Annotated in this window: 18 protein-coding genes; 6 read left to right on the top strand and 12 right to left on the bottom strand. The window is 69.1% G+C overall.

Annotation, left to right across the window (positions count from 1 at the left end):
• Positions 1–32: 32 nt before the first annotated feature.
• From pyk to fliL, 11 genes are all read right to left on the bottom strand, one after another.
• A complete protein-coding gene (gene pyk, locus BM066_RS10215) occupies positions 33–1,466 on the bottom strand; it encodes a pyruvate kinase (protein WP_089927057.1) in 1,434 nt (477 codons plus the stop codon).
• Between the two features lie 256 nt (positions 1,467–1,722).
• Positions 1,723–2,739, bottom strand: coding sequence for a LacI family DNA-binding transcriptional regulator (locus BM066_RS10210; protein WP_089927054.1), 1,017 nt, complete (start codon positions 2,737–2,739; stop codon positions 1,723–1,725).
• Between the two features lie 133 nt (positions 2,740–2,872).
• Positions 2,873–3,862: a glucokinase gene (glk, locus tag BM066_RS10205; protein WP_089927051.1), complete on the bottom strand. Its 990-nt coding sequence runs from the start codon at positions 3,860–3,862 to the stop codon at positions 2,873–2,875.
• A 12-nt stretch (positions 3,863–3,874) separates the two neighbouring features.
• On the bottom strand, positions 3,875–5,686 hold the full coding sequence (gene edd, locus BM066_RS10200; RefSeq protein WP_089927047.1) for a phosphogluconate dehydratase: 1,812 nt from the start codon (positions 5,684–5,686) through the stop codon (positions 3,875–3,877).
• 4 nt (positions 5,687–5,690) lie between these two features.
• Complete coding sequence (pgl, locus tag BM066_RS10195) at positions 5,691–6,383, bottom strand: 6-phosphogluconolactonase (protein WP_089927280.1); 693 nt, start codon at positions 6,381–6,383, stop codon at positions 5,691–5,693.
• An 11-nt stretch (positions 6,384–6,394) separates the two neighbouring features.
• Positions 6,395–7,858 carry a glucose-6-phosphate dehydrogenase gene (gene zwf, locus BM066_RS10190; protein WP_089927044.1) on the bottom strand — a complete coding sequence of 488 codons (1,464 nt, stop codon included), beginning with the start codon at positions 7,856–7,858 and terminating at the stop codon, positions 6,395–6,397.
• 279 nt (positions 7,859–8,137) lie between these two features.
• A complete protein-coding gene (locus tag BM066_RS10185) occupies positions 8,138–11,020 on the bottom strand; it encodes a tetratricopeptide repeat protein (protein WP_089927041.1) in 2,883 nt (960 codons plus the stop codon).
• 21 nt (positions 11,021–11,041) lie between these two features.
• The gene (locus BM066_RS10180) at positions 11,042–11,827 is read right to left on the bottom strand and encodes a MotE family protein (protein WP_089927038.1); all 786 of its coding nucleotides are present in this window, start codon (positions 11,825–11,827) and stop codon (positions 11,042–11,044) included.
• Complete coding sequence (locus BM066_RS10175) at positions 11,824–12,414, bottom strand: DUF6468 domain-containing protein (RefSeq protein ID WP_089927034.1); 591 nt, start codon at positions 12,412–12,414, stop codon at positions 11,824–11,826. The genes BM066_RS10180 and BM066_RS10175 overlap by 4 nt, the downstream gene beginning before the upstream one ends.
• On the bottom strand, positions 12,411–13,547 hold the full coding sequence (gene fliM, locus BM066_RS10170; protein ID WP_089927031.1) for a flagellar motor switch protein FliM: 1,137 nt from the start codon (positions 13,545–13,547) through the stop codon (positions 12,411–12,413). Before fliM ends, BM066_RS10175 begins: the two co-directional genes overlap by 4 nt.
• Positions 13,548–13,574: 27 nt before the next feature.
• Positions 13,575–14,189, bottom strand: coding sequence for a flagellar basal body-associated protein FliL (fliL, locus tag BM066_RS10165; protein ID WP_089927028.1), 615 nt, complete (start codon positions 14,187–14,189; stop codon positions 13,575–13,577).
• Between the two features lie 224 nt (positions 14,190–14,413).
• Here fliL and flgF point away from each other — a divergent pair, with 224 nt between their 5' ends.
• The 5 genes from flgF (at position 14,414) to BM066_RS10140 (ending at position 18,074) form a co-directional block, all read left to right on the top strand.
• Positions 14,414–15,151, top strand: a complete 738-nt coding sequence (flgF, locus tag BM066_RS10160) for a flagellar basal-body rod protein FlgF (RefSeq protein WP_089927025.1) — start codon at positions 14,414–14,416, stop codon at positions 15,149–15,151.
• 14 nt (positions 15,152–15,165) lie between these two features.
• Positions 15,166–15,954, top strand: coding sequence for a flagellar basal-body rod protein FlgG (gene flgG, locus BM066_RS10155; protein ID WP_089927021.1), 789 nt, complete (start codon positions 15,166–15,168; stop codon positions 15,952–15,954).
• A gap of 4 nt (positions 15,955–15,958) precedes the next feature.
• The gene (gene flgA, locus BM066_RS10150) at positions 15,959–16,717 is read left to right on the top strand and encodes a flagellar basal body P-ring formation chaperone FlgA (protein ID WP_089927018.1); all 759 of its coding nucleotides are present in this window, start codon (positions 15,959–15,961) and stop codon (positions 16,715–16,717) included.
• Positions 16,718–16,728: 11 nt separating this feature from the next.
• Positions 16,729–17,448, top strand: a complete 720-nt coding sequence (gene flgH / locus BM066_RS10145) for a flagellar basal body L-ring protein FlgH (protein ID WP_089927015.1) — start codon at positions 16,729–16,731, stop codon at positions 17,446–17,448.
• A 116-nt stretch (positions 17,449–17,564) separates the two neighbouring features.
• Entirely contained in the window at positions 17,565–18,074 is a 510-nt protein-coding gene (locus tag BM066_RS10140) for a hypothetical protein (protein WP_089927011.1), read from the top strand.
• 69 nt (positions 18,075–18,143) lie between these two features.
• On the opposite strand, the gene manD is transcribed toward BM066_RS10140, so the two are convergent.
• Entirely contained in the window at positions 18,144–19,355 is a 1,212-nt protein-coding gene (gene manD, locus BM066_RS10135; RefSeq protein WP_089927008.1) for a D-mannonate dehydratase ManD, read from the bottom strand.
• Positions 19,356–19,501: 146 nt separating this feature from the next.
• Here manD and BM066_RS10130 point away from each other — a divergent pair, with 146 nt between their 5' ends.
• Positions 19,502–20,263, top strand: coding sequence for a FadR/GntR family transcriptional regulator (locus tag BM066_RS10130; protein ID WP_089927005.1), 762 nt, complete (start codon positions 19,502–19,504; stop codon positions 20,261–20,263).
• The last annotated feature ends 276 nt before the right edge of the window (positions 20,264–20,539 follow it).

Below are 20,539 nucleotides of genomic sequence, written 5' to 3'. Positions count from 1 at the left end.
AGCTTCTCCAGCTCCAGCCGAAAGCCGGTTCCCTATCGGCGCTTGCGCGTCGGGAACGGCGCGTGGGCCAGGCGTAGCAGATTGGCCGCACCGGGCGCGCCGAACGGGGTGCCGGCGACAATCAGCACGCGCTCGCCCGGGCCGACCAGATCCAGCTCGACCGCCTTGGCGACGGCGTCCGAGGTGACCACCTCCAGGCTGTCGGGCTGGCCGCTGACGCGGGCCTCCACGCCCCAGACCAGGCACATGCGGCGCACGGCCTCGACGCGCGGCGACAGGGCCAGCACCGGCTGCAGCGGTCGCTCGCGCGACAGGCGGCGCGCGGTGGCGCCGGTGGTGGTGAAGGCCACCAGGCACTTGGTCGAACCGGCCTTGGCGGCTTGGGCGGCGGCGACCACCAGCACGTCGGCGTCCTCGTCGTTGTGCGGCTGCTCGGCCTGCATCAGCTCGGGCCAGCGCGGGTCGCGCTCCACCCGCTCGATGATGCGGCTCATCATGGTCACCGCCTCTTCCGGATAGTCGCCGGCGGCGCTTTCGGCCGACAGCATGACCGCGTCGGCGCCCTCGTAGACGGCGTTGGCCACGTCCGACGCCTCGGCCCGGGTCGGGGTCGGCGAGCTGGTCATCGACTCCAGCATCTGGGTGGCGACGATCACCGGAATGCCGCGCTCGCGGGCTGCGCGCAGGATGACCTTCTGGGCCACCGGCACCTCTTCCGGGGCCATCTCGACGCCCAGGTCGCCGCGCGCCACCATCACGCCGTCGCAGAGGTCGAGGATCGGGCCCAGCACTTCCAGGGCCTGGGGCTTTTCGATCTTGGCCAGCACGGCGGCGCGGCCTTCGACGATGCGGCGCAACTCGGCCATGTCTTCCGGCGCCTGCACGAACGACAGGGCGATCCAGTCGACGCCCAGGCGCAGGGCGAAGGCCAGATCCTCTCGGTCCTTCGGCGTCAGGGGCGACATCGGGATCACCACGTCGGGCACGGCCACGCCCTTGCGCTCCGACAGCTTGCCGCCGTTGACCACGGTGGTGTTGGCGTAGCCGGGCCCCGCGTCGGTCACCGTCATCCGCAGCTTGCCGTCGTCCAGCAGCAGGGTCGCCCCGGGGCGCATGGCCACCAGGATTTCCGGGTGCGGCAGATGCACCCGCGTCGCGTCACCGGGCGTCGGGTCATTATCGAACCGGAAGGCCTGGCCGGCCTTCAGCATCACCGGCCCGTCGGCGAACTTGCCCACGCGCAGCTTCGGCCCCTGCAGATCGGCCAGAATGCCCAGCGGCCGCCCGACCACCTCTTCGGCCGCGCGGATGGCGTTGTAAGAGGCGGCGTGGTTGTCGTGGCTGCCATGGCTGAAGTTCAGGCGGAAGACATCCGCCCCGGCCCTGGCCAGGGTGATGATCATCTCCGGCGAGCTGCTGGCCGGGCCGATGGTGGCGACAATGCGGGAGCGGCGCGCGCGGATCATGAACCTGCTCCGAAGAGGCTGGAAGATGCTGCAATGCGGCGAGAAATACCGCACAGCAGAAAAGAATTGCTTGCGGCGAACGCCATTCTCGAATTTCGCACCTGACAACGTTGTCAGAAAGCCCGAGCTTGGATTCGCCATTGCTGACTTAGCGTCAACGCCGAAGCCTTTCCACCTCCATAAGAACTATGGAGCGAAAGGCCTCGCGATTCCGAACGTCCGAAGCGGGCTTCGGATCACGCGGGGGATCTGAAACCTAGCCGACTGGCCCGGTGGATTCGCGGACCACCAGCTCGAAGTCCAGCAGGCGCGACGGCGGCGCCTCGCCCTCGGCCCGGGTCGCGCCGGTCAGCAGCAGGTCGGCCGCGGCGGCGGCCATGGCCTGGATCGGCTGGCGCACGGTGGTCAGTTGCGGCCAGACGACCTTGGCGCCCGGCGTGTCGTCGAAGCCGGCCACCGACAGGCTCTGGGGCACCTCGAGACGCAGGCGGTTGGCCACCGCCATCACCCCCAGGGCCATGTCGTCGTTGGAGGCGAAGATCGCCGTCGGGCGGTCGGGACGGCCCAACAGCCGCTCGGCCGCCTCGAAGCCCGAGCGGAACGAGAACCACCCCTGCTCCACATGGTCTTCGCGCACGGCGTGGCCGTGCTCCTTCATCGCCGCCACATAGCCCTCGTAGCGCAGGTGCGAGGCGCCGTGCTCGGGGTGGCCCTTGATGAAGCCGATGTCGGTGTGGCCCAGGCCGATCAGGTGGGCGGTCATCTCATAGGCGGCGCGCACGTCGTCCATGCGCACATGGGCCGAGCGGTCCTGGTCCTGGTCGGGCGACAGCCGCACATAGGGCACGCCCTCGGCCTCCAGCACGTCCAGCACCGCCACGTTGTCGCAGACTGGCGGCGTCAGGATCACGCCGTCCATGCGCAGGGTGTGCAGCATCGGCTCCACCTGGGCGGCCACGTCGCCCTCGGAGTCGAGCGGCTCGACGATCAGGTGATAGCCTTCCTCGCGACAGCGAGCGATCGCCCCCAGCTGCACGTCGGTGACGTAGGCGGGGCTGGGGTTGTCGAAGAACACGCCGATCAGATAGGCCTTCGAGCCCGCCAGGCTGCGGGCCGAGATGTTGGGCCGGTAGTTGAGGGCCGCGACCGCTTCCTGCACCCGCGTGCGGGTGTCGTTCTTCACGTTCGGCTCGCGGTTCAGCACCCGCGAAACGGTCTTGATCGATACGCCCGACAGGCGGGCGACCTCGTGGATCGTAACCTTGGAACTCAAGACCGGCCTCGCGAAGCGTCGGAAAATCGACAAGCGACGCAATAAAGGCATGACAACCTTGTCAAGGCGAGCCCGCTTCAAGCGGAAATCTCGCCTTGATGGACCGGAAAAGGCGCTCGGAGGGCGGAAAGCTCTACGAAATGGCGGCCTTGCCGTCCGGGGTCATGGCGACGGCCGCGCCGATCAGGGCGGTGTGGGGGTTCATGACCACATGGGTGGGGATGGCGCGGGTGTAGTCGCTGAGCCGGCCCTTCGACTCGAATCGCTCGCGGAACTGACCCTTCTCCAGCAGGTCGACGATTCGCGGCGCGATGCCGCCGGCGATGAACACCCCGCCCCGCGCGCCCAGCGCCAGGGCCAGATCGCCGGCCGCCGAGCCGAGGATGGCGCAGAACCGGTCGATCGTGACCTTGCAGCACTCGTCGCCGGCCACGCCGTGCTCGGTGATCTCCTTGGCGGTCAGGTCGTCGGCCTTGCGGCCCTCCACCTCGGCCAGGATGACGTGCAGGTCCTCCATGCCGGGACCCGACAGGATGCGCTCGATCGAGCAGCGGCCGAACCGCTTGTTCAGCGCACGGAGAATCTCGATCTCGACCTCGTCGAACGGGGCGAAGGCGATGTGGCCGCCCTCCGTGGTCAGGGGCGTCTCGACGCCATGCCGGCGCACCATGCCCGCCGCGCCGAAGCCGGTGCCGGGGCCGATGATCGCCAGGTCGCCCTCGCCCGAGGTCTGCAGCGGACCGATCTGGCGCAGGTCCTTGGGCGCCAGGCGCGGGGCGGCCAGGGCCTGGGCGGTGAAGTCGTTGATCAGTCGGGCCGTGCGGAAGCCGCCGGCCCGGCGCAGACTGTCCTCCGACAGCTTCCACTCGCTGTTGGTGAACTGCACCGCGCCGTGCTCGATCGGGCCGGCGACGGCGACCACGGCCTGGTCCGGATGGCGCACGCCCATCTTGTCCAGATAGGCCTCGACGGCGTCCTCGGCCTGGCCGTAGTCCTCGCCCTTGTACGAGGTCGGCTCGATCAGCTTGGGATCGGCGCCGTCGAAATCGACCAGGGCGAACCGCGCATTGGTTCCGCCGATATCGCCGACCAGGCCAAGCCCGATGGAGTTCAAGCCGCTCATATCCATCACTTCCTAAGCAAACAGCACGGAACCGCCGTGGTCGGCGGCGCCGACCCCCGCGCGCATCCAGCCGAACAATTCCCGCCCAAAGCCCGGCTTGGACGCCGGGACGCTCGCCGGCGTGCGGGCGCGCAGGGTCGCCTCGTCCACCAGGATCTGCAGTTCGCCCGTGTGGGCGTTCAGAGAGATCACGTCGCCGTCCTGGACATAGGCCAAGGCGCCGCCCTTGGCGGCTTCCGGGGTGACGTGGATGGCCGCCGGGGTCTTGCCCGAAGCGCCCGACATCCGGCCGTCGGTGACCAGGGCCACCTTGAAGCCGCGATCCAGCAGCACCGAGATCGACGGCGACAGGTTGTGCAGCTCGGGCATGCCGTTGGCCGACGGCCCCTGGAAGCGGACCACGACGACGACGTCGCGGTCCAGTTCGCCGCGCTTGAAGGCGGCGATGAAGTCTTCCTGTTCCTGGAACACGGCCGCCGGAGCGGTGATCACCTGGTGCTCGGGCTTCACGGCCGAGATCTTGATCACCCCGCGACCCAGGTTGCCGGTCAGCAGGCGCAGGCCGCCTTCCGGGCTGAACGGGGCCGAGGCCGGACGCAGAATGTTGAGGTCCAGCGACTCTTCCGCGCCCTCGCGCCAGGCCAGTTCGCCGTCGAGCAGGATCGGCTCCTGGGTGTAGCGCGACAGGCCCGGACCGGCGACGGTCAGGACGTCCTCGTGGGCCAGACCGGCTTTCAGCAGTTCCCTGACCACGAAGTGGATGCCGCCGGCGGCATGGAACTGGTTCACGTCGGCCGAGCCGTTCGGATAGACCTTGGCCAGCAGGGGCGTCGCCTTGGAGATGTCGTCCAGGTCTTCCAGGGTCAGGATGATGCCGGCCGCGTGGGCCATGGCCACCAGGTGCAGGGCCAGGTTGGTCGAGCCGCCGGTGGCCATCAGGCCGACCACGCCGTTGACCACGGCCTTCTCGTCGATCACCCGACCGATCGGGATCCAGTCGTTGCCCTTGTGGGTGATGGCGGCGACGCGCTTGGCCGCTTCCTTGACCAGGGCTGTGCGCAGGGGCGTATGGGGATGCACGAAGGCCGAGCCCGGCAGGTGCAGGCCCATCAGCTCCATCAGCATCTGGTTGGTGTTGGCCGTGCCATAGAAGGTGCAGGTGCCCGGGCCGTGATAGCTGGCGCTCTCGGCGGCCAGCAGCTCCTCGCGGCCGACCTTGCCCTCGGCGTAGAGGGCGCGGATGCGGGCCTTCTCCGAATTGGGCAGGCCCGAGGTCATCGGCCCGGCCGGCACGAACATCGCCGGCAGGTGGCTGAAGGTCAGGGCGCCGATCAGCAGGCCCGGCACGATCTTGTCGCAGACGCCCAGATAGAGCGCGCCGTCGAAGGCGTCGTGGGTCAGGGCGATACCCGTGGCCATGGCGATCACGTCGCGCGAGAACAGCGACAGCTCCATGCCCGGGCGGCCCTGGGTGACGCCGTCGCACATGGCCGGCACGCCGCCGGCGAACTGGGCGGTGGCCCCGACCTCGCGCGCGGCGTCCTTGATCAGCGCCGGATATTCCTCCAGCGGCTGGTGGGCCGACAGCATGTCGTTATAGGCCGAGACGATGCCCAGGTTGGGGGCGTTGACGTCCAGAGCCCGGACCTTGTCGACCGCCGGCGAGGCGGCGAAGGCGTGGGCCCAGTTGGCGCAGCTCAGCTTGGCCCGGCCCGGCTGGGCGGCCGCGGCGGCGTCCAGATTGGCCAGGTAGGTCGCGCGGCTGTCGCGGCTGCGTTCGATGATCCGCGCGGTGACGTCCGCGATCACGGGGTTCAAGGCCATGGGACTACTCCGCCCAGAGGATACGGACCGGGGCGCGGTCCTGGTTCAGAATCGCGGCGATCGGCAAGCTTTGATCGACCGGACCTTCGAGCAACGTCTTTTTGGCGCCGCCGGTGATCAGCAGGACGATCAGCGATGACTGGATCAACGCCTGGAAAGTCAAGCTGATCCGGGGCAGGTCCGGCGCCGGCTGGCCGGGCGGCACGGCGATCACCGTGCGCTCGGAGCCGGGGTCCAGGCCTTCAGCCAGTTTCGGGTTGCCGGGGAACAGCGACGCGAAGTGGCCGTCGGGGCCGACGCCCAGCAGGGTCACGCCGAACGGCAGCGCCTTGACGACGCCGGCCTCGGCCTTCGCCGCGACCGCGTCCTGGGCCACGCCGTCGACATAGAGCGGCGCGAAGCCGGCCTTGGCCGCCTCGCCTCGCAGCAGGTGCCGGCGAACCAGGCCCTCATTGCTGCTGGGATCGGACGGCGGCACGAAGCGCTCGTCGGTCAGGGTGACCACGACCTTGTCCCAAGGGACGGTCATGGTCGCCAGCCGGTCGTAGACCGGGGCCGGCGTCGAGCCGCCGGTGGCGGCGAACCCGGCCTGGCCATGCTGGGCCACGGCCTCGGTCAGGGCCGAGGCCACGACCGAGGCGGCGGCGTCGTACAGCGCCTCTCGGGTGGCGAAGGCCTCGATCTTGGGGAGGGTCACGGTCGCCACGCCTATTCGTTCCAGGCCCGGCCCTGGGGCGAGATCAGCGCCGTGGCGCTGTGCGGCCCCCAGGTGCCGGCGGCGTAAGGCGCGGGCTCGATCTTGGCCTCGGCCCAGGCGGCCGAGACGCCGTCCACGAACTTCCAGGCCTGCTCGACCTCGTCGCGGCGCACGAACAGGGTGCGGTCGCCGCGGAACACGTCCAGCAGCAGCTTCTCGTAGGCGATGCGGCGGCGGCCGCCGGCCGCGCTCATGGCCAGGGACAGCGGCAGGGACTGCAGCCGCATGCCCTCCTCAGACAGGCCCGGACGCTTGGTCATCACGGTCAGCGAGATGTCCTCGTCCGGCTGCAGGTCGATGACCAGGCGGTTGGCCTTGGTCTCGGCCTGGGCGGCGGCCCCGAAGATGTTGTGCGGCACGGGCTTGAACTGCACGACGATCTGGGTGCGGCGGTCGGGCAGGTTCTTGCCGGTGCGCAGGAAGAAGGGCACGCCAGCCCAGCGCCAATTGTCGATGTCGACCTTCATGGCCACGAAGGTCTCGGTCCTGGAGGGCTTGCCGACCTCTTCCAGATAGCCCTCGCGCGCCGTGCCCTCGACCACGCCGGCTACGTACTGACCGCGCACGGTGTCATGGGCGACATTGGCCTTGGTGAAGGGGCGCAGGCTGCGCAGCACCTTGACCTTCTCGTCGCGGACCGCGTCCGGATCGAAGCCCGACGGAGCCTCCATGGCCACTAGGCACAGCAACTGCAGCAGGTGGTTCTGCAGCATGTCGCGCAGAGCGCCGTACTCGTCGTAATAGGGCCAGCGCTCGCCGACCTTCTCGGTCTCGGCGATGGTGATCTGTACGTGGTCGATGTGCTTGTTGTCCCACAGGGGCTCGAACAGCACGTTGCCGAAGCGCAGGGCGGTCAGGTTCTGGACGGTCTCCTTGCCCAGATAATGGTCGATGCGGAAGATCTGGCTCTCGTCGACCACCGCGCCGACCGCGCCGTTGATCACGCACGAGCTGGCGAAATCCTTGCCGATCGGCTTTTCCAGCACCAGGCGGGTCTTCGGGCCCGTCAGACCGGCCGACTGCAGGGCGGTGCAGACCGAGCCGTAGAGGCTGGGCGACAGGGCGAAATAGACGACGAGGTCGCCGTGCTGGCCGACCTTGGCGGCCAGGGCCTTGGCGCCCTCTTCCTTGGTGATGTCGACCGACAGGTAGTCCAGGCGGGCGGCCAGGCGATTCCACGCCGCTTCCTCGACCGTCGCCCGTTTGCCCAGTTGTTCACGCACCAGCTTGCGATAGCTGTCGGCGTCATGGTCGTGCCGGGCCAGGCCGATGATCCGCAGATCGTGCGGCAGCAGGCGGTCGACCTCGAGAAAGTACAGCGAAGGCAGCAGCATGCGCAGGGCCAGGTCGCCCGCGCCACCCAGCAGAACCAGCACTTCGCGACCCACTTGGTCGTCGTTCGTTTCTTTGGCCAAAGCTTCCACCCTATGACAACGTTGTCATGACACGCCCGTCGGAGCAATGCAAGCGGCCCCCGGAAACGTCTCGTGTCGACGTCCCGACGGGACCGCGCGCGGCGTCTAACTAAGGCGTTTGGGTCGACGCCGCCAGCAGACCAATCGCTTTTCGTGCGCGAAGGTTCACCGCCTGACCGGGCGAAACGCGGCCGCGCCGCAAATGGCGACCGCATGGGCAGGATTGGAAGAAAGATTCGACCCGGCTCGCGATTTGGCGCGGGCCGACGCTCGGGCGTCCTAGCCGCTCGCCTGGGCTCTGAAGCGGTCCTTCATCTTGGCCACCCAGCCGTTGAAGGCCTCGTTGTCGGCGGTGACCTTGCTGAAGTCGGCGCCAGACACGCTGCCCGGATCGGCGCCGGCCAGGGCCACGCGCAGGCCGTCGGGGTTGCGCGCGCCGTCGACGAAACCGCCATAGCGCTGGCGCAGGCGGCCCAGCGCGGCGTCGTCATCGGCCAGGCTGAAGGCCACCGCCGAACGCAGCAACTTGGACTCATCGGCCGGGCTCAGGATCCCCGGCGTCTTCCAGCGGTCGGCCAGGGCGCGTTCGTACAGTGCGCCGGCCTGGGGCCAGGCATGCTGCTTCCAGGCGATCTCGGCGCGGACGTCCTCGGCGTCGCGGCCCTTGTCGCTCTCGATCACCTCCAGAGCGGCGTCGTAGCGGCCCAGGCCCATCAGGGCGCGGGCGGTGGCCAGGCGGCGCTCTGCGTTCAGGGCTGGCGGCAGGATCGTGGTGCGGGTGGCGTTGATGGTGTCCAGCGCGCTCTCGGGCTTGCGGTCCATCAGATAGATCCAGGCCAAGTCCGTGGCCACCTGTGCCTTGGGCACGCCGTTCAGGCGGTTGTCGACCTGGTACTTCAGCAGCTTGGCGGCTTCGTCCAGCAGGTCGACGTCGACCAGACGGCGCACCAGGTTGCGGACCATCTGATCGCCGTCGGCGCCGATCGGGGTCAGGTCCTGGAAGTCGTAGAACAGGCCCACCGCCTGGATCGGCTGCATGCCGTCGGCCAGGCCGTCGAGGAACAGGCTGCGGAAGGCGGTGTTGAGGTCGTTGCGCAGGGCGACGGCCTGCGGCAGGTCGGACTGCACGTTGCTGGCCGAGTGCAGCACTTCCAGCGCTTCGCGATAGCGGCCCTGCTTGATCTGCAGCTGGCCCAGCGCGCGGATGGTGTCCAGCTCGACCCCGTCGCCGCGCCAGCGGAAGCGCAGGGCGTCCAGGCCCTTGGCGGCGATGTCGGCGCTGATCTGGTTCTTGGCCAGGCGCAGTTGGATGGCGTGCAGGGTGGCCGGCGCGGCCAGGCGGTCGATGCCGCAGCGGGAGATGGCCTGGAACACCGGCAGGGCGCGGACGTCGTGGCCGGCCTCGAAGGCCTTGGCCAGGGTCAGGCGCAGCTCCAGCTGATCCTCGACCGGGATGTTCGGCAGCTTCAGGGCCTGATTGACCAGGCGAATGGCGTTCTCGGGCGCGCCGAGGCCGACGGCCGCCTCGGCCTGGGCGCCCAGGAACCGGGCCTGCCACAGGGCCGGGAACATGTTCAGCGCGCGGGCGCCTTCGGTGAAGCGCTGGTTGGCGTCGCCCCACTGACCGCTCTTGCTGGCGATGTAGCCCCGCCACATCGCGGCCGACGGGTCGTCGCTCAGCACCGGCGAGGCGAAGTCGGTTTCGGCCTCGGCGTAGCGGCGCGCCAGCACCTTGGCCACGCCGCGCAGGCCGCGGAACTCGCCGTCGCCCATCAGGGTCTGGTGGGCGCGGCCGGCGGCGTTGAGCACGCCGATCGCCTCGAACGACAGGTTGGAGCCGACCAGGAAGCGGGCCAGGGCCATGCGGGCGGCCGTGTCGTCGCCCTTGCCGTCGGCGCCGCCAGCCGCCGGGATCGCGCCCAGCAGAGCATCGTAGCGGGCCATGAAGCCGCCCGAACCGGTCTTGGACCAGTGCTCGGGATCGATCAGGGCCGGCATGGCCATGGCCTGGGGCGCGCCGGCCCCGGCGTCGGCCTGGGCCTGGCCGCTGGACGACGAAGAGAGCAGCAGGCCCTTGGGCCGGCCGATGCGGACGATGTCGCCGTCGGCGACGACCTGCAGGTCGCCGGAATAGCTTTCCACCGCCAGACCGGTGGCCGACTGCAGCAGGGCCATCTCGACATAGTCGCGGCGCGAGGGCAGGCCCTTGGACGGCGCCAGGGCGGTGGCGACGGCGATGCGGTCGCCGACCGCCGGGTCGCTGACCCAGGCGATCCTGGTCGCGCCCGCCACGTTGGCGGTCAAGGTGGCGGGGCTGGCGTTGTCGTCGCGCGCCACGCGGACCATGTCCGGCGAATCCTGGCTCCCCGCGCCCAGGGCGATCGTCCAGTTGGAGCCGACGCCGTCGGCGTAGAACGGCGCGCCCTGCGGGGTGCTGATGCGCAACGCCGCATAGTCGGGACCCTTGAAGGCCTGGATGTTGCGGTACTGCGGCGTGCTGGCCGGCAGTTTGCCGATGTCCAGCCGAGCCGGGGCGTCGAACACCACCCAGACAGCCTCGCCGCGCCGAAACACGGCGGCCCCGGCCGGATTGGCCCAGTCGAAGCTGAGCTGCACCTGGCCCGAGACCTTGGAGAAGCGGACCGGAACCACGCCGCCGGCCGGCATCGGGTTGGGACGCCGGGCGACCACGGCCGCGGCGGGCGCGGGGGTCGGCGCGGCGATCGGGCGGGCGAACAGGTTGATGAAGTCGTCGCCGTCGGCGTTGCCGGCCCGGAAGTCGGCGTCGTCGCTCAGGGCGACTACGATCTCGACCACGCCGCCGACATGGCGCGCCTGGGCGCCCTTGACCCAGCGCGGCGGGCCGACGTTCAGCTGCGAGAGATTTGGGTTGGCGTCGCGGGGAAAGCGCAACACCACGGCGGTCCCTTCGCGACGCGCCTGCATGCCGCGCGAACCCGGGAACTCCAGGCGCGTGAAGTCGGGCGCCTGGGCGATGCGGACCTGGAGACCCGCCGAAGCGGCGGGACGCGGCGCGGCGGCCTTGCGGGGCGCGGGCCTGGAGACATGACGCGGCGCGGCCGAGATCGACACCGTCGGGGCCGCGACCCCGAGGATGCAGATCGCCGCGACGGTCGATCTCAGGATCCCACCCAGCTTCATGCCCCCGCCTTCGCTCCCGGCCTAGCCGGCCTTCTTGCCGCCGGCCTTGCCGACCTCGGGACTCGCGCCGGCCAGCGGCGCGGCGGCGGCCTGGGCGGTAGGATCGGCGGCGGGCTTGTCGGCGGCGGCCAGGGCGGCGCGCTGCTTGGCGATGGCGTCGGCCGACAGGCGGTTGGCCAGGCGCTCGGTCAGGATCTTGGCGTCGCCGGGCGACATGTTGGCCAGGATCATCGAGAGCGTGCGCTCCTTCATCTTGGCGGCGATCGGCAGGCGCACGCTGTCGTCCAGCACGCTCATGCGGGCGGCGGCGTCCTTGGGCTTCATGGCCGAATAGACCGTGACCATGCGCATGGCCTCGGCCTCCTTCTGGGCGTCGGCCTGGCCCAGCAGGCCCTGGATCTCGCCCTTCATGCCGTTCAGCGCCTTCATCTTGGCGTCCAGCTTGGCCTCGGCGGCGGCCAGCAACTGCAGCTGGACGTCGATGTCCTGCTCGCGCTGATCCAACTGGCCGCGGCGCTGGCCCAGGCTCTGCAGCACGCGCAGCTCGGCCGGCGACAGGCCGGCTTCCTTGGCTAGGTCGCTGGACGACGGCGCGCAGACCAGCGGCGGCGCTTTGGCGGCGGCGTCCTTGCCGGCGTCGGCGGCCGAGGCGGCCTTGTCGGCCCCAGGCTTGGCCACGCCTTCGGCGAAGGCCTTGGCGCCGCTCAGCAGGTCCGGAACCGACTTGGCGCCGGCCAGGGCGTTGACGGCGAGCACGCCGACCACGGCGACCCCGACGATCGGCAGGATGCGCGGAACGTTTTTCATCGACGGCCCCTAAAGGTCGAACCGGGCCGCGGCGGATCTTCCGGGCCCTCGAACAGGTCATCATCTATCCGCGCCCGTGAACGCGGGGTTTCCTTTGGCGCCGAAGGCCGCGCGGCGGAAGGCGGCGGGGCGTCGCGGGGGATGCGAGCTTCGCGGTCCAGGAGCTTCTCGAAGTCCTCGGCCCGCAGGCGGCGCGGGGTTTCCGGCGGAAGTTCCGGCTCGGGTGCGCGCATCGGACGCGGGACGGCGCGGGGCTCGGCCGCGCGCGGCTCGGCGACAGGTCGGGCGGCCGGCGGCGGTGTGACCATCGGCCGGTTCAGGCGCTCGTCCAGCTGGGCGGCCAGGGCCTGGGCCTTGGAAATGCGGTCGGCCAGGGTGTCGGCGGCCTCGTCGGTCGCCGCGCGCAGGTCGGCCAGGCCCTGTTCGGCGCGCATCGCGGCGCGGTCGAGATCGGCCACGGCCTTGGCGAAGCCCTCGTGGCTGTCGCGCAGCGCCTTCAGCCGGCGCTCCAGCCGCCAGCCGACGCCGAGCGCCACCAGCAGCAGCACCGCCAGGAAACCGTTGAGGGCGATGGCCGTCACGCTCATTTCAGCTTCTGAACCGCCTTCTTGGCCGCCATGCTCAGGGGCGCGTCGGCGCGCACGGCGATCGAGTGGTTGCGGCGGCCCATGCGCCCGCGGGTCAGCGGGATGGAGCCGGCGCGCAATTCCACCGGGCTGTCGGGCGTGGCGTTCAGCATCAGGGTGTCGCCCACCTGCAGGTTCAGCACCTTGCTGAGCGGCAGTTGCTGCTCGTCGAGCACCGCGCGCACCTCCATCTGGGTGGTCCAGAGCTCGGTGGCCAAGTGGCCTTCCCAGATGTTGTCGCGGCCGAACTTCTCGCCCATGAACTGCTGCAGCAGCATCTTTCGGATGGGTTCGAGGGTTGCATAAGGCAGCAGAAGCTCGATTCTGCCGCCGCGGTCTTCCATGTCGATGCGAAGCTTGACCAGAATCGCGGCGTTGGCCGGCCGGGCGATGGCGGCGAAGCGCGGATTGGTCTCCAGGCGGTCCAGGCTGAACGACACCGGATGCAGGGGCTCGAACGCCGCCTTGGCGTCGTGCAGCACCACCTCGACCATCCGCTGCACCAGCACCCGCTCGATGGTGGTGTAGGGCCGCCCCTCGATGCGCATGGCCGCGGTGCCGCGACGGCCGCCCAGCAGCACGTCGACGATCGAGTAGATCAGGTTGGAGTCGACCGTCAGCAGACCGTAATTGTCCAGTTCCTCGGCCCGGAACACCGCCAGGATGGCCGGCAGCGGGATCGAGTTCAGATAGTCGCCGAAGCGGATCGAGCTGATGTTGTCGAGGCTGACCTCGACGTTGTCGGAGGTGAAGTTGCGCAAGCTGGTGGTCATCAACCGCACCAGGCGGTCGAAGACGATTTCCAGCATCGGCAGGCGCTCGTACGAGACCAGGGCCGAATTGATGATCGCGCGGATGCCGGTGCGGTCGTCGTTGCCGTCGCCGGACATGTCGAAGCCCAGCAGGCTGTCGATCTCGTCCTGGTTCAGGATGCGCTCGGCGCCCATGCCGTCGCCGCCGCCATCGTCCCAGCCGCCCATGCCGCCGCTGAAGTCGCCAAACTCGTTGGCGCCCGCCTCGCCGCCGAACTCGTTCGGCGGGTTCTCCGAGGCCCACTGGGCCATCGCGGCCTGATCGTCGATTTCTTCCGCCATGTCGGTTCGCCTCAGCCAGCCCGAAGGCTAGTTGATCAGCATCTCCTCGATCAGCACCGCGTTCACCTTGGAGGGCGCGGCGACCAGATTAACGCGACGCAGCAGCTCGGCGCGCAGCTGATAGCTGCCCTGGCTGCCATTGAGGTCTTCCGGGCGCAGTTCGCGCAGGAAGGTCTGGAACATGTCCTGCAGACGCGGGAGATTCGGCGTCAGGGCCTCGGCCGTCTCCTCGTCGGGCAGTTCGAAGGTCAGCTTCAGCTTCAGGAAGGTCGACTTGCCGTCGGCGGCCTGCATGTTCACCACGATGTCGGGCAGGGTGTAGAACACCACGCCGTCGGGGCCTTCCTTGATCACCGGCGCGCCGGCCACGGGCGCGGCGCCCTCGCCGCCACCGCCGTGACCGCCCTTCTCTTCCTTCTTCTTTTCTTTCTTCTTCGGCTTTTCGTGGCCCGCTTCGCCGTGGGCGTCGGGCTTGGGCTTGAGGAGCAGGAACGTGGTCACCCCGCCGCCGACCAGCACGACGGCCGCCGCGGCCGCGATGATGATCATCATCGGCGGCTTCTTCTTAGCCGGAGCTTCGCCCTCGGCGGCGCCCTCTTCGCCTTCCGGGGCGGGAGCGTCCTTGGGGGGTTTGTTGGCCACGCGCGCGGTTCCTTGGAATCTATGGATCTACTCATGCGTGGAGCATGGTTAACGATGTCTTTTGAAGGCCATTTCGCCGCAGGCTGAATCTGCCCGGCAGACTCCGCCGTCGCCGCCCCGTTAACCTTTCTTTTCGTTGAAATTACTGGCTTTTTCGAGTTGGCACGAGGGTTGCTTGCGGACTTACGGCGCATTTGTCGCGCCAGCCGTCTCGGTAACCGGTCATGGACAACGCACTGTATGTGGGACTTTCGCGGCAGATGACCCTGCGCCGCGAACTCGACATCGTGGCCAACAATATCGCCAACGCCAACACGACCGGTTTCAAGGTCGAGGAGCTGATGGTCCGCACCGAGCCGGCGAAACCGGCCCGCACCGCCGGTGGCGCCAACCCCGTGAAGTTCGTGCTGGACGACGGCGTGGCGCGCGACTTCGGCCAGGGCGCCCTGACCCAGACGGGCGGCGACTTCGACCTGGCCCTGGAAGGCCAGGGCTTCTTCAAGGTCTCCACCGCCGGCGGCGAGCGCTACACCCGCGACGGCCGCTTCACCATGAACCCCGAGGGCAAGCTGGTCACCCAGAACGGCCAGGCCGTGCTGGACGACGGCGGCGGCGAGATCCTGCTGGACCCGCTGAAGGGCCCGGTCACCATCGCTCGCGACGGCACGGTCAGCCAGGGCGCCGAACGCGCCGGCAAGATCGCCGTGGTGCGCCCGACGGACTTGGCCAGCTTCCGCAAGGACGGCGACAACCTCTATCGCAACACCACCAACGACACCCCCCAGGCCGCCCCGGACGCCGCGATCCACCAGGGCATGCTGGAAGCCTCCAACGTCCAATCGATCACCCAGATCACCAAGCTGATCGAGGTCAGCCGCGCCTACGAGAGCGTGGCCAAGATGATGGATCAAACCTCGGAACTGTCCCGGTCCGCCGTCGAGCGGATGGGCAAGGTCCAGTAAGGGATAACTGAACGATGCAAGCGCTTCGCACCGCCGCGACCGGCATGTCGGCCCAACAGCTGAACGTCGAGGTCATCTCCAACAACATCGCCAACATGAACACCGTCGGCTTCAAGCGCCAGCGGGCCGAGTTCCAGGACCTGATCTACCAGACGATCGAGCGGGCCGGCTCGCAGTCGTCGGGCGACGGCAACGTGGTGCCGACCGGCGTGCAGATCGGCGGCGGCGTCAAGGCCGGCTCGGTCTACCGCATCCACGAGCAGGGCACGCCGACCATGACGAACAACGAGTTCGACGTGGCCATCCAGGGCAAGGGCTTCCTGCAGATCCTGCTGCCCTCGGGCGAGACCGCCTACACCCGCGCCGGCAACTTCTCGACCAACGACCAGGGCCAGATCGTCACCGAGGACGGCTACACCGTCCAGCCGGGCATCACGATCCCGCAGAACGCCGTCTCGACCACCATCAGCAAGACCGGCCTGGTGCAGGTGAAGCTGGACGGCGACCCGACCCCGCAGACGGTCGGCCAGATCGAACTGGCCAACTTCATGAACGAAGGCGGGCTGGAAGCCATCGGCGACAACATGTTCATGGAGACCGCGGCCTCGGGCGCGGCCAACATCGCCGCCCCCGGCCAGCCCGGCTTCGGCACCCTGCTGCAGAACTACACCGAAGCCTCGAACGTCGACTCGGTCAGCGAAATCACCGCCCTGATCGTCGCCCAGCGCGCCTACGAGATGAACTCCAAGGTCATCACCACGGCCGACCAGATGCTCCAAGCCACGTCGAACCTGAGGTCGTAAGCTCATGAAAGCCCCGACTTTTTCCTTTGGCGCCCTCTCCCTCGCCGCCCTGCTGATCGCCACCCCGGCCCTGGCCGGCCAGGGTGTGTCCCTGCGGTCCGACACCACCGACGCCGACGGCAAGATCACCCTGGGCGAACTGTTCGACGGGGCGGGCGCGGCGGCCGGCGTGGTCGTCGCCACCCGCGTGGGCCCCTCGGCGGTGCTCGACGCCGGCGCGGTGCAGATCGCCGCCCGCCGGGCCGGGCTGGACTGGTCCAACGACGCCGGCCTGCGCCGGATCATCGTTCGCCAGGGCGCCGACAGCGGCCTGGCCGGCGCCTCGCGCGGCAATGTGGAAGTTCTTGCCTACGCCCGCAGCCTGGCAACCGGCGAAATGGTCCAGCCGGAGGACCTGGTCTGGATCAAGGCCGCCGCCGGCCCGTCGGACGCCCCGCGCGACGCCGATGACCTGATCGGCATGACCGTCAAGCGCCCGCTGCGCCAGGGCGCGGTCGCCAGCCTGCGCGACGTCTCGACCCCGCAGGTCATCAAGGCGGGCGATATCGTCGCAGTCACCTACGAGGACGACGGCGTGGCGCTGACCTTGCAAGGCAAGGCCATGGCGGCGGGGGCGATCGGCGAAAGCCTGATGGTCCAGAACACCGCCAGCAAGAAGATCATCGAGACCGTGGTCACCGGACCCGGCTCGACCGCCGTCGGCCCGCAGGCGATGCGCTTGAGGGCCAACCGTAACAACACGCTGCGCTACGCCGCTCGCTGAGAAGGTCACACCTGATGCGCCCCGCCCTCGCCGCTCTCCTGCTGCTCGCCCCGCTCGCCGCCTGCTCGACCGTCAAGGAAGCGGTGAAGGGTCCCGAACTGGCCCCTGTCGGCTATCCGGCCCAACTGGCGCCGATGACCCAGCAATACGCCGCCATGCCCCAGCCGGCCTCGGCCAACTCGCTGTGGCGCACGGGCGCTCGCGCCTTCTTCAACGACCAGCGCGCCAGCAAGGTCGGCGACATCCTGACCGTCAACATCGACATCGACGACAGCGCCACCACCAAGAACCAGACCGCCACCTCGCGCGCCTCCAACAGCTCGCTGGGCGTGCCCAACCTCCTGGGCCTGGAATCCAGCCTCGGGAAGGTCCTGCCGGGCGGCTTCGACCCGGCCAACATGATCAACACCAAGTCGGGCACGTCCAACGCCGGCGCCGGCTCGGTGAACCGCTCGGAAAAGATCAGCCTGACCATCGCCGCCGTCGTCTCGGGCGTGATGCCCAACGGCAACCTGGTGATCCAGGGCACCCAAGAGGTGCGCACCAACGCCGAGGTGCGCCAGCTGACCGTGGCCGGCATCGTGCGCCCCGAGGACATCTCCTCGGCCAACACCATCAAGCACACCCAGATCGCCGAGGCCCGCATCAGCTACGGCGGCCGCGGCGACATCAGCCGCGTCCAGAAGACCCCGGGCGGCCAGGCCCTGGTCGAGAAGTTCTCGCCGTTCTAGGGCTTGGCCGCAGGACGGCCGAGGCGGACTCCTTGATCGGGCGGGCGCGCGAGGCCAGATTAGCTGGCGTCACAGCGTTCGCCCGGACTCGTCGGGCCTGATCCGGAGCCGACCCCATGAGCCAGCGCATCCGCGCCCTTTCCGCCCTGGTCGGCGCCGTCCTCTTGGCGACCGCCCTGCCTGTCGCCGCCAGCGCCCAGCCATTCAGCGGCCCGATGGGCGTGACCGGACGCTGGGCGATCGACCTGCCGCGCTCGAAATTCAATGTCGCCCTGACCGGCCCCCCGCCGCTGAGCGGCGAGTTGGACGTCACCATCGACGACGGCAAGGCCCTGGCCTGGACCCTTGTGGAGGTGGACGAGGCCGGCGTCGCCGCCCTGCAGTTCGCCCACGCCGTGCTCGATGGCCCGCCGACCCAGGCCGTCGTCAACCTGAACCTGGTGAAGATCAGCGTCCAGCGCGTGGGCCAGAGCGCGGTGACCGTCACCACCCACGGCGAAAAGGACGTGCGCCATCAGTCGATGAAGGTCACCCGCACCGACCCCGACACCCTGCTGGTCGAACAGGACATCGACGGCCGCCCCGGCCCGCCGGACCAGACGCTGATTTTGACGCGGGTGAAGTAGGCTCGCCTTCTTTTCTTCCCTAGAACGCCAGACCTTCGCGCCGCCGCGAGACGGCGCGAAGGCGACGCGTCACCAGTTGAACATGGTCCCGTCCTCCAGCCGGTTCACTGGCAGGTAGGCGCGCCGGTAGGGATATTGCTCGGCCAGGGCCTCGTCGATGTCGACGCCCAGGCCTGGCTTGTCGCCGGGGTGCAGCATGCCGTCGTTGAAGGTGTAGGCGTGCGGGAACACCGCGTCGGTCTCCGGCGTGTGGCGCATGTATTCCTGAAGGCCGAAGTTCGGGATCGACATGTCGAAATGCAGGGCGGCGGCCATGGTCACCGGCGAGAGGTCCGTGGCGCCGTGGCAGCCAGTGCGGACATGGTGCAGGTCGGCGAAGGCGGCGATCTTCTTCAGGTTGGTGATGCCGCCGGCGTGCAGCACGGTGGCCCGCAGATAATCGATCAGTTGCTCCTGGATCAGGATGTTGGCGTCCCAGACGTGGCTGAAGATCTCGCCGACGGCCAGCGGGGTGGTGGTGTGCTGGCGCATCAGGCGGAAGCCGGCCTGGTTCTCGGCCGGCACCGCGTCCTCCAGCCAGAATAAGCGGTACGGCTCCAGGTCCTTGCCCAGGCGGGCCGCCTCGATTGGGGTCAGGCGGTGATGGACATCATGCAGCAGGTGGACGTCGTCGCCCAGCGCCTCGCGCGCGGCCTCGAACAGCTTGGGCGCGTGCTTGAGATATTTGGCCGTCGACCAGACGTTCTCGGTGGGCAGGTCGGCGTCGGCCGGCTCGTAGAACATCTTGTCGCCGGACACCCCGTAGGTGCTCGCCAGGCCCGGCACGCCGGTCTGCAGGCGGATCGCCTTGTAGCCGAGGCCCTTGTACTTCACCGCCTCGGCGATGGTGTCCTCGATGGTCTCGCCGTTGGCGTGGCCGTAGACCGTGACGCCCTCGCGGCAGGCGCCGCCCAGCAGCTGATAGACCGGCAGGCCTGCGACCTTGCCCTTGATGTCCCACAGCGCCATGTCGACCGCCGCCAGGGCCGTCATGCCCACCGGGCCGCCGCGCCAGTACGAGCCGCGGTAGAAGAACTGCCAGATGTCCTCGATCCGATGGGCGTCGCGGCCGATCAGGCAGGGGATCATGTGGTCGCGCAGATAGCTGACCACCGCCAGCTCCCGCCCGTTGAGCGTGGCGTCGCCGACGCCGGTAACGCCGTCCGACGTGGTGATCTTCAGGGTGACAAAGTTGCGGCCAGGGCAGGTGACGATCACCTTGGCGTCGACAATCTTGAGCATGGAGCGTTGGTCTACCTTTATCGCTTAAGTGGCCTGACCAATCCATAGGCCAGATATTGCGGATGCGCCAGAGCGTCGTGGCGTCTTTCGCCGCTATGCTTTAGGCTGTCGGCGTTCCGGCGATGCGCGCCGGACGGGAAAGTCGCATGACCACGTCGACCGCAGAAACTCGCAAGCTCTACCAGCAGGTCGCCAACGCGATCGCAGAATCGATCCGCGAAGGCGACTTCCAGCCGGGACACCGCCTGCCCTCGGAGCGAGACTTGGCCGAGGAATACAAGGTCAGCCGCCCGACGGTGCGCGAGGCGATGATCGCCCTGGAGATCCGCGGCCTGGTCGAGGCCCGCCACGGCTCGGGCGTCTATGTCACCGAGGCCCCCGCCCCCGAGGCGCCCGCCCCCGAGCTGGACATCGGCGCCTTCGAGCTGACCGAGGCCCGTCGCCTGATCGAGGGCGAATCCTGCGCCCTGGCCGCCACCACCATCACCGACCAGGAACTGATCGATCTGGAAAGGATCCTCGACGACATGGTCGAGGAGAACGAACACGACGTGCGCGGCGACCTGGCCGACCGCCGGTTCCACGTCACCATCGCCCGCGCGACCCGCAACAGCGCCCTGGTCACCGTGGTCGAGAACCTGTGGGACCTGCGCTACAAGTCGCCGCTGTGCCGGGCGATGTTGGAGCGCGCCCGCCAGGTGGGCGTGCGGCCGTTGATCGACGACCACCAGGAAATCCTCACCGCTCTGAGGGCCCGCGATCCCAAGACCGCCCGCAACGCCATGCGCGAGCATCTGGGCCGGGTGATCGACAACCTGCTGACCGCCACCGAGATCGATGCGATGCAGCAGGCCCGCAGCGAGGTCGCCGCCCGCCGCAACGAACTGGCGCGCCGCTCCCAGATCTAACCGGTTCGATTTCGGCCGGGTCGAAGCTTGGGGATGGGCGGCTGGAAGCAAGATCCAGCCGGCCGCCGGTACAGCCCCGCCGCGGCCCGATGCAAGACAACTGGCCTGACCAATCTTACAAAACCATGAGGTTGGCGGGACCCAGCCCGCCGGCGAACTGGCCGCCGCTCTCGTCGAGCGGGTGCAGGAACTCACGGTCGCCGCTTGAAGTCCGGCCCAGGCGTCATAGGTGCATCCAACCCCTCCCCTGCCCGTTGGGAGACGCGAAGGAACACC

This window comes from Caulobacter sp. UNC279MFTsu5.1, from assembly GCF_900114015.1.
Lineage (GTDB): Bacteria > Pseudomonadota > Alphaproteobacteria > Caulobacterales > Caulobacteraceae > Caulobacter.
This window is presented reverse-complemented; position numbering and strand designations above follow the sequence as displayed.

Bases quoted from the DNA above. Each gene is read 5' to 3' on its own strand.
- flgA (WP_089927018.1), top strand. From the start codon at position 15,959: ATGAAAGCCCCGACTTTTTCCTTTGGCGCCCTCTCCCTCGCCGCCCTG.
- pyk (WP_089927057.1), bottom strand. From the start codon at position 1,466: ATGATCCGCGCGCGCCGCTCCCGCATTGTCGCCACCATCGGCCCGGCC.
- glk (WP_089927051.1), bottom strand. From the start codon at position 3,862: ATGAGCGGCTTGAACTCCATCGGGCTTGGCCTGGTCGGCGATATCGGC.
- fliM (WP_089927031.1), bottom strand. From the start codon at position 13,547: ATGGCGGAAGAAATCGACGATCAGGCCGCGATGGCCCAGTGGGCCTCG.
- BM066_RS10140 (WP_089927011.1), top strand. From the start codon at position 17,565: ATGAGCCAGCGCATCCGCGCCCTTTCCGCCCTGGTCGGCGCCGTCCTC.
- BM066_RS10130 (WP_089927005.1), top strand. From the start codon at position 19,502: ATGACCACGTCGACCGCAGAAACTCGCAAGCTCTACCAGCAGGTCGCC.
- BM066_RS10180 (WP_089927038.1), bottom strand. From the start codon at position 11,827: ATGAAAAACGTTCCGCGCATCCTGCCGATCGTCGGGGTCGCCGTGGTC.
- BM066_RS10185 (WP_089927041.1), bottom strand. From the start codon at position 11,020: ATGAAGCTGGGTGGGATCCTGAGATCGACCGTCGCGGCGATCTGCATC.
- BM066_RS10175 (WP_089927034.1), bottom strand. From the start codon at position 12,414: ATGAGCGTGACGGCCATCGCCCTCAACGGTTTCCTGGCGGTGCTGCTG.
- manD (WP_089927008.1), bottom strand. From the start codon at position 19,355: ATGCTCAAGATTGTCGACGCCAAGGTGATCGTCACCTGCCCTGGCCGC.
- edd (WP_089927047.1), bottom strand. From the start codon at position 5,686: ATGGCCTTGAACCCCGTGATCGCGGACGTCACCGCGCGGATCATCGAA.
- flgF (WP_089927025.1), top strand. From the start codon at position 14,414: ATGGACAACGCACTGTATGTGGGACTTTCGCGGCAGATGACCCTGCGC.
- flgG (WP_089927021.1), top strand. From the start codon at position 15,166: ATGCAAGCGCTTCGCACCGCCGCGACCGGCATGTCGGCCCAACAGCTG.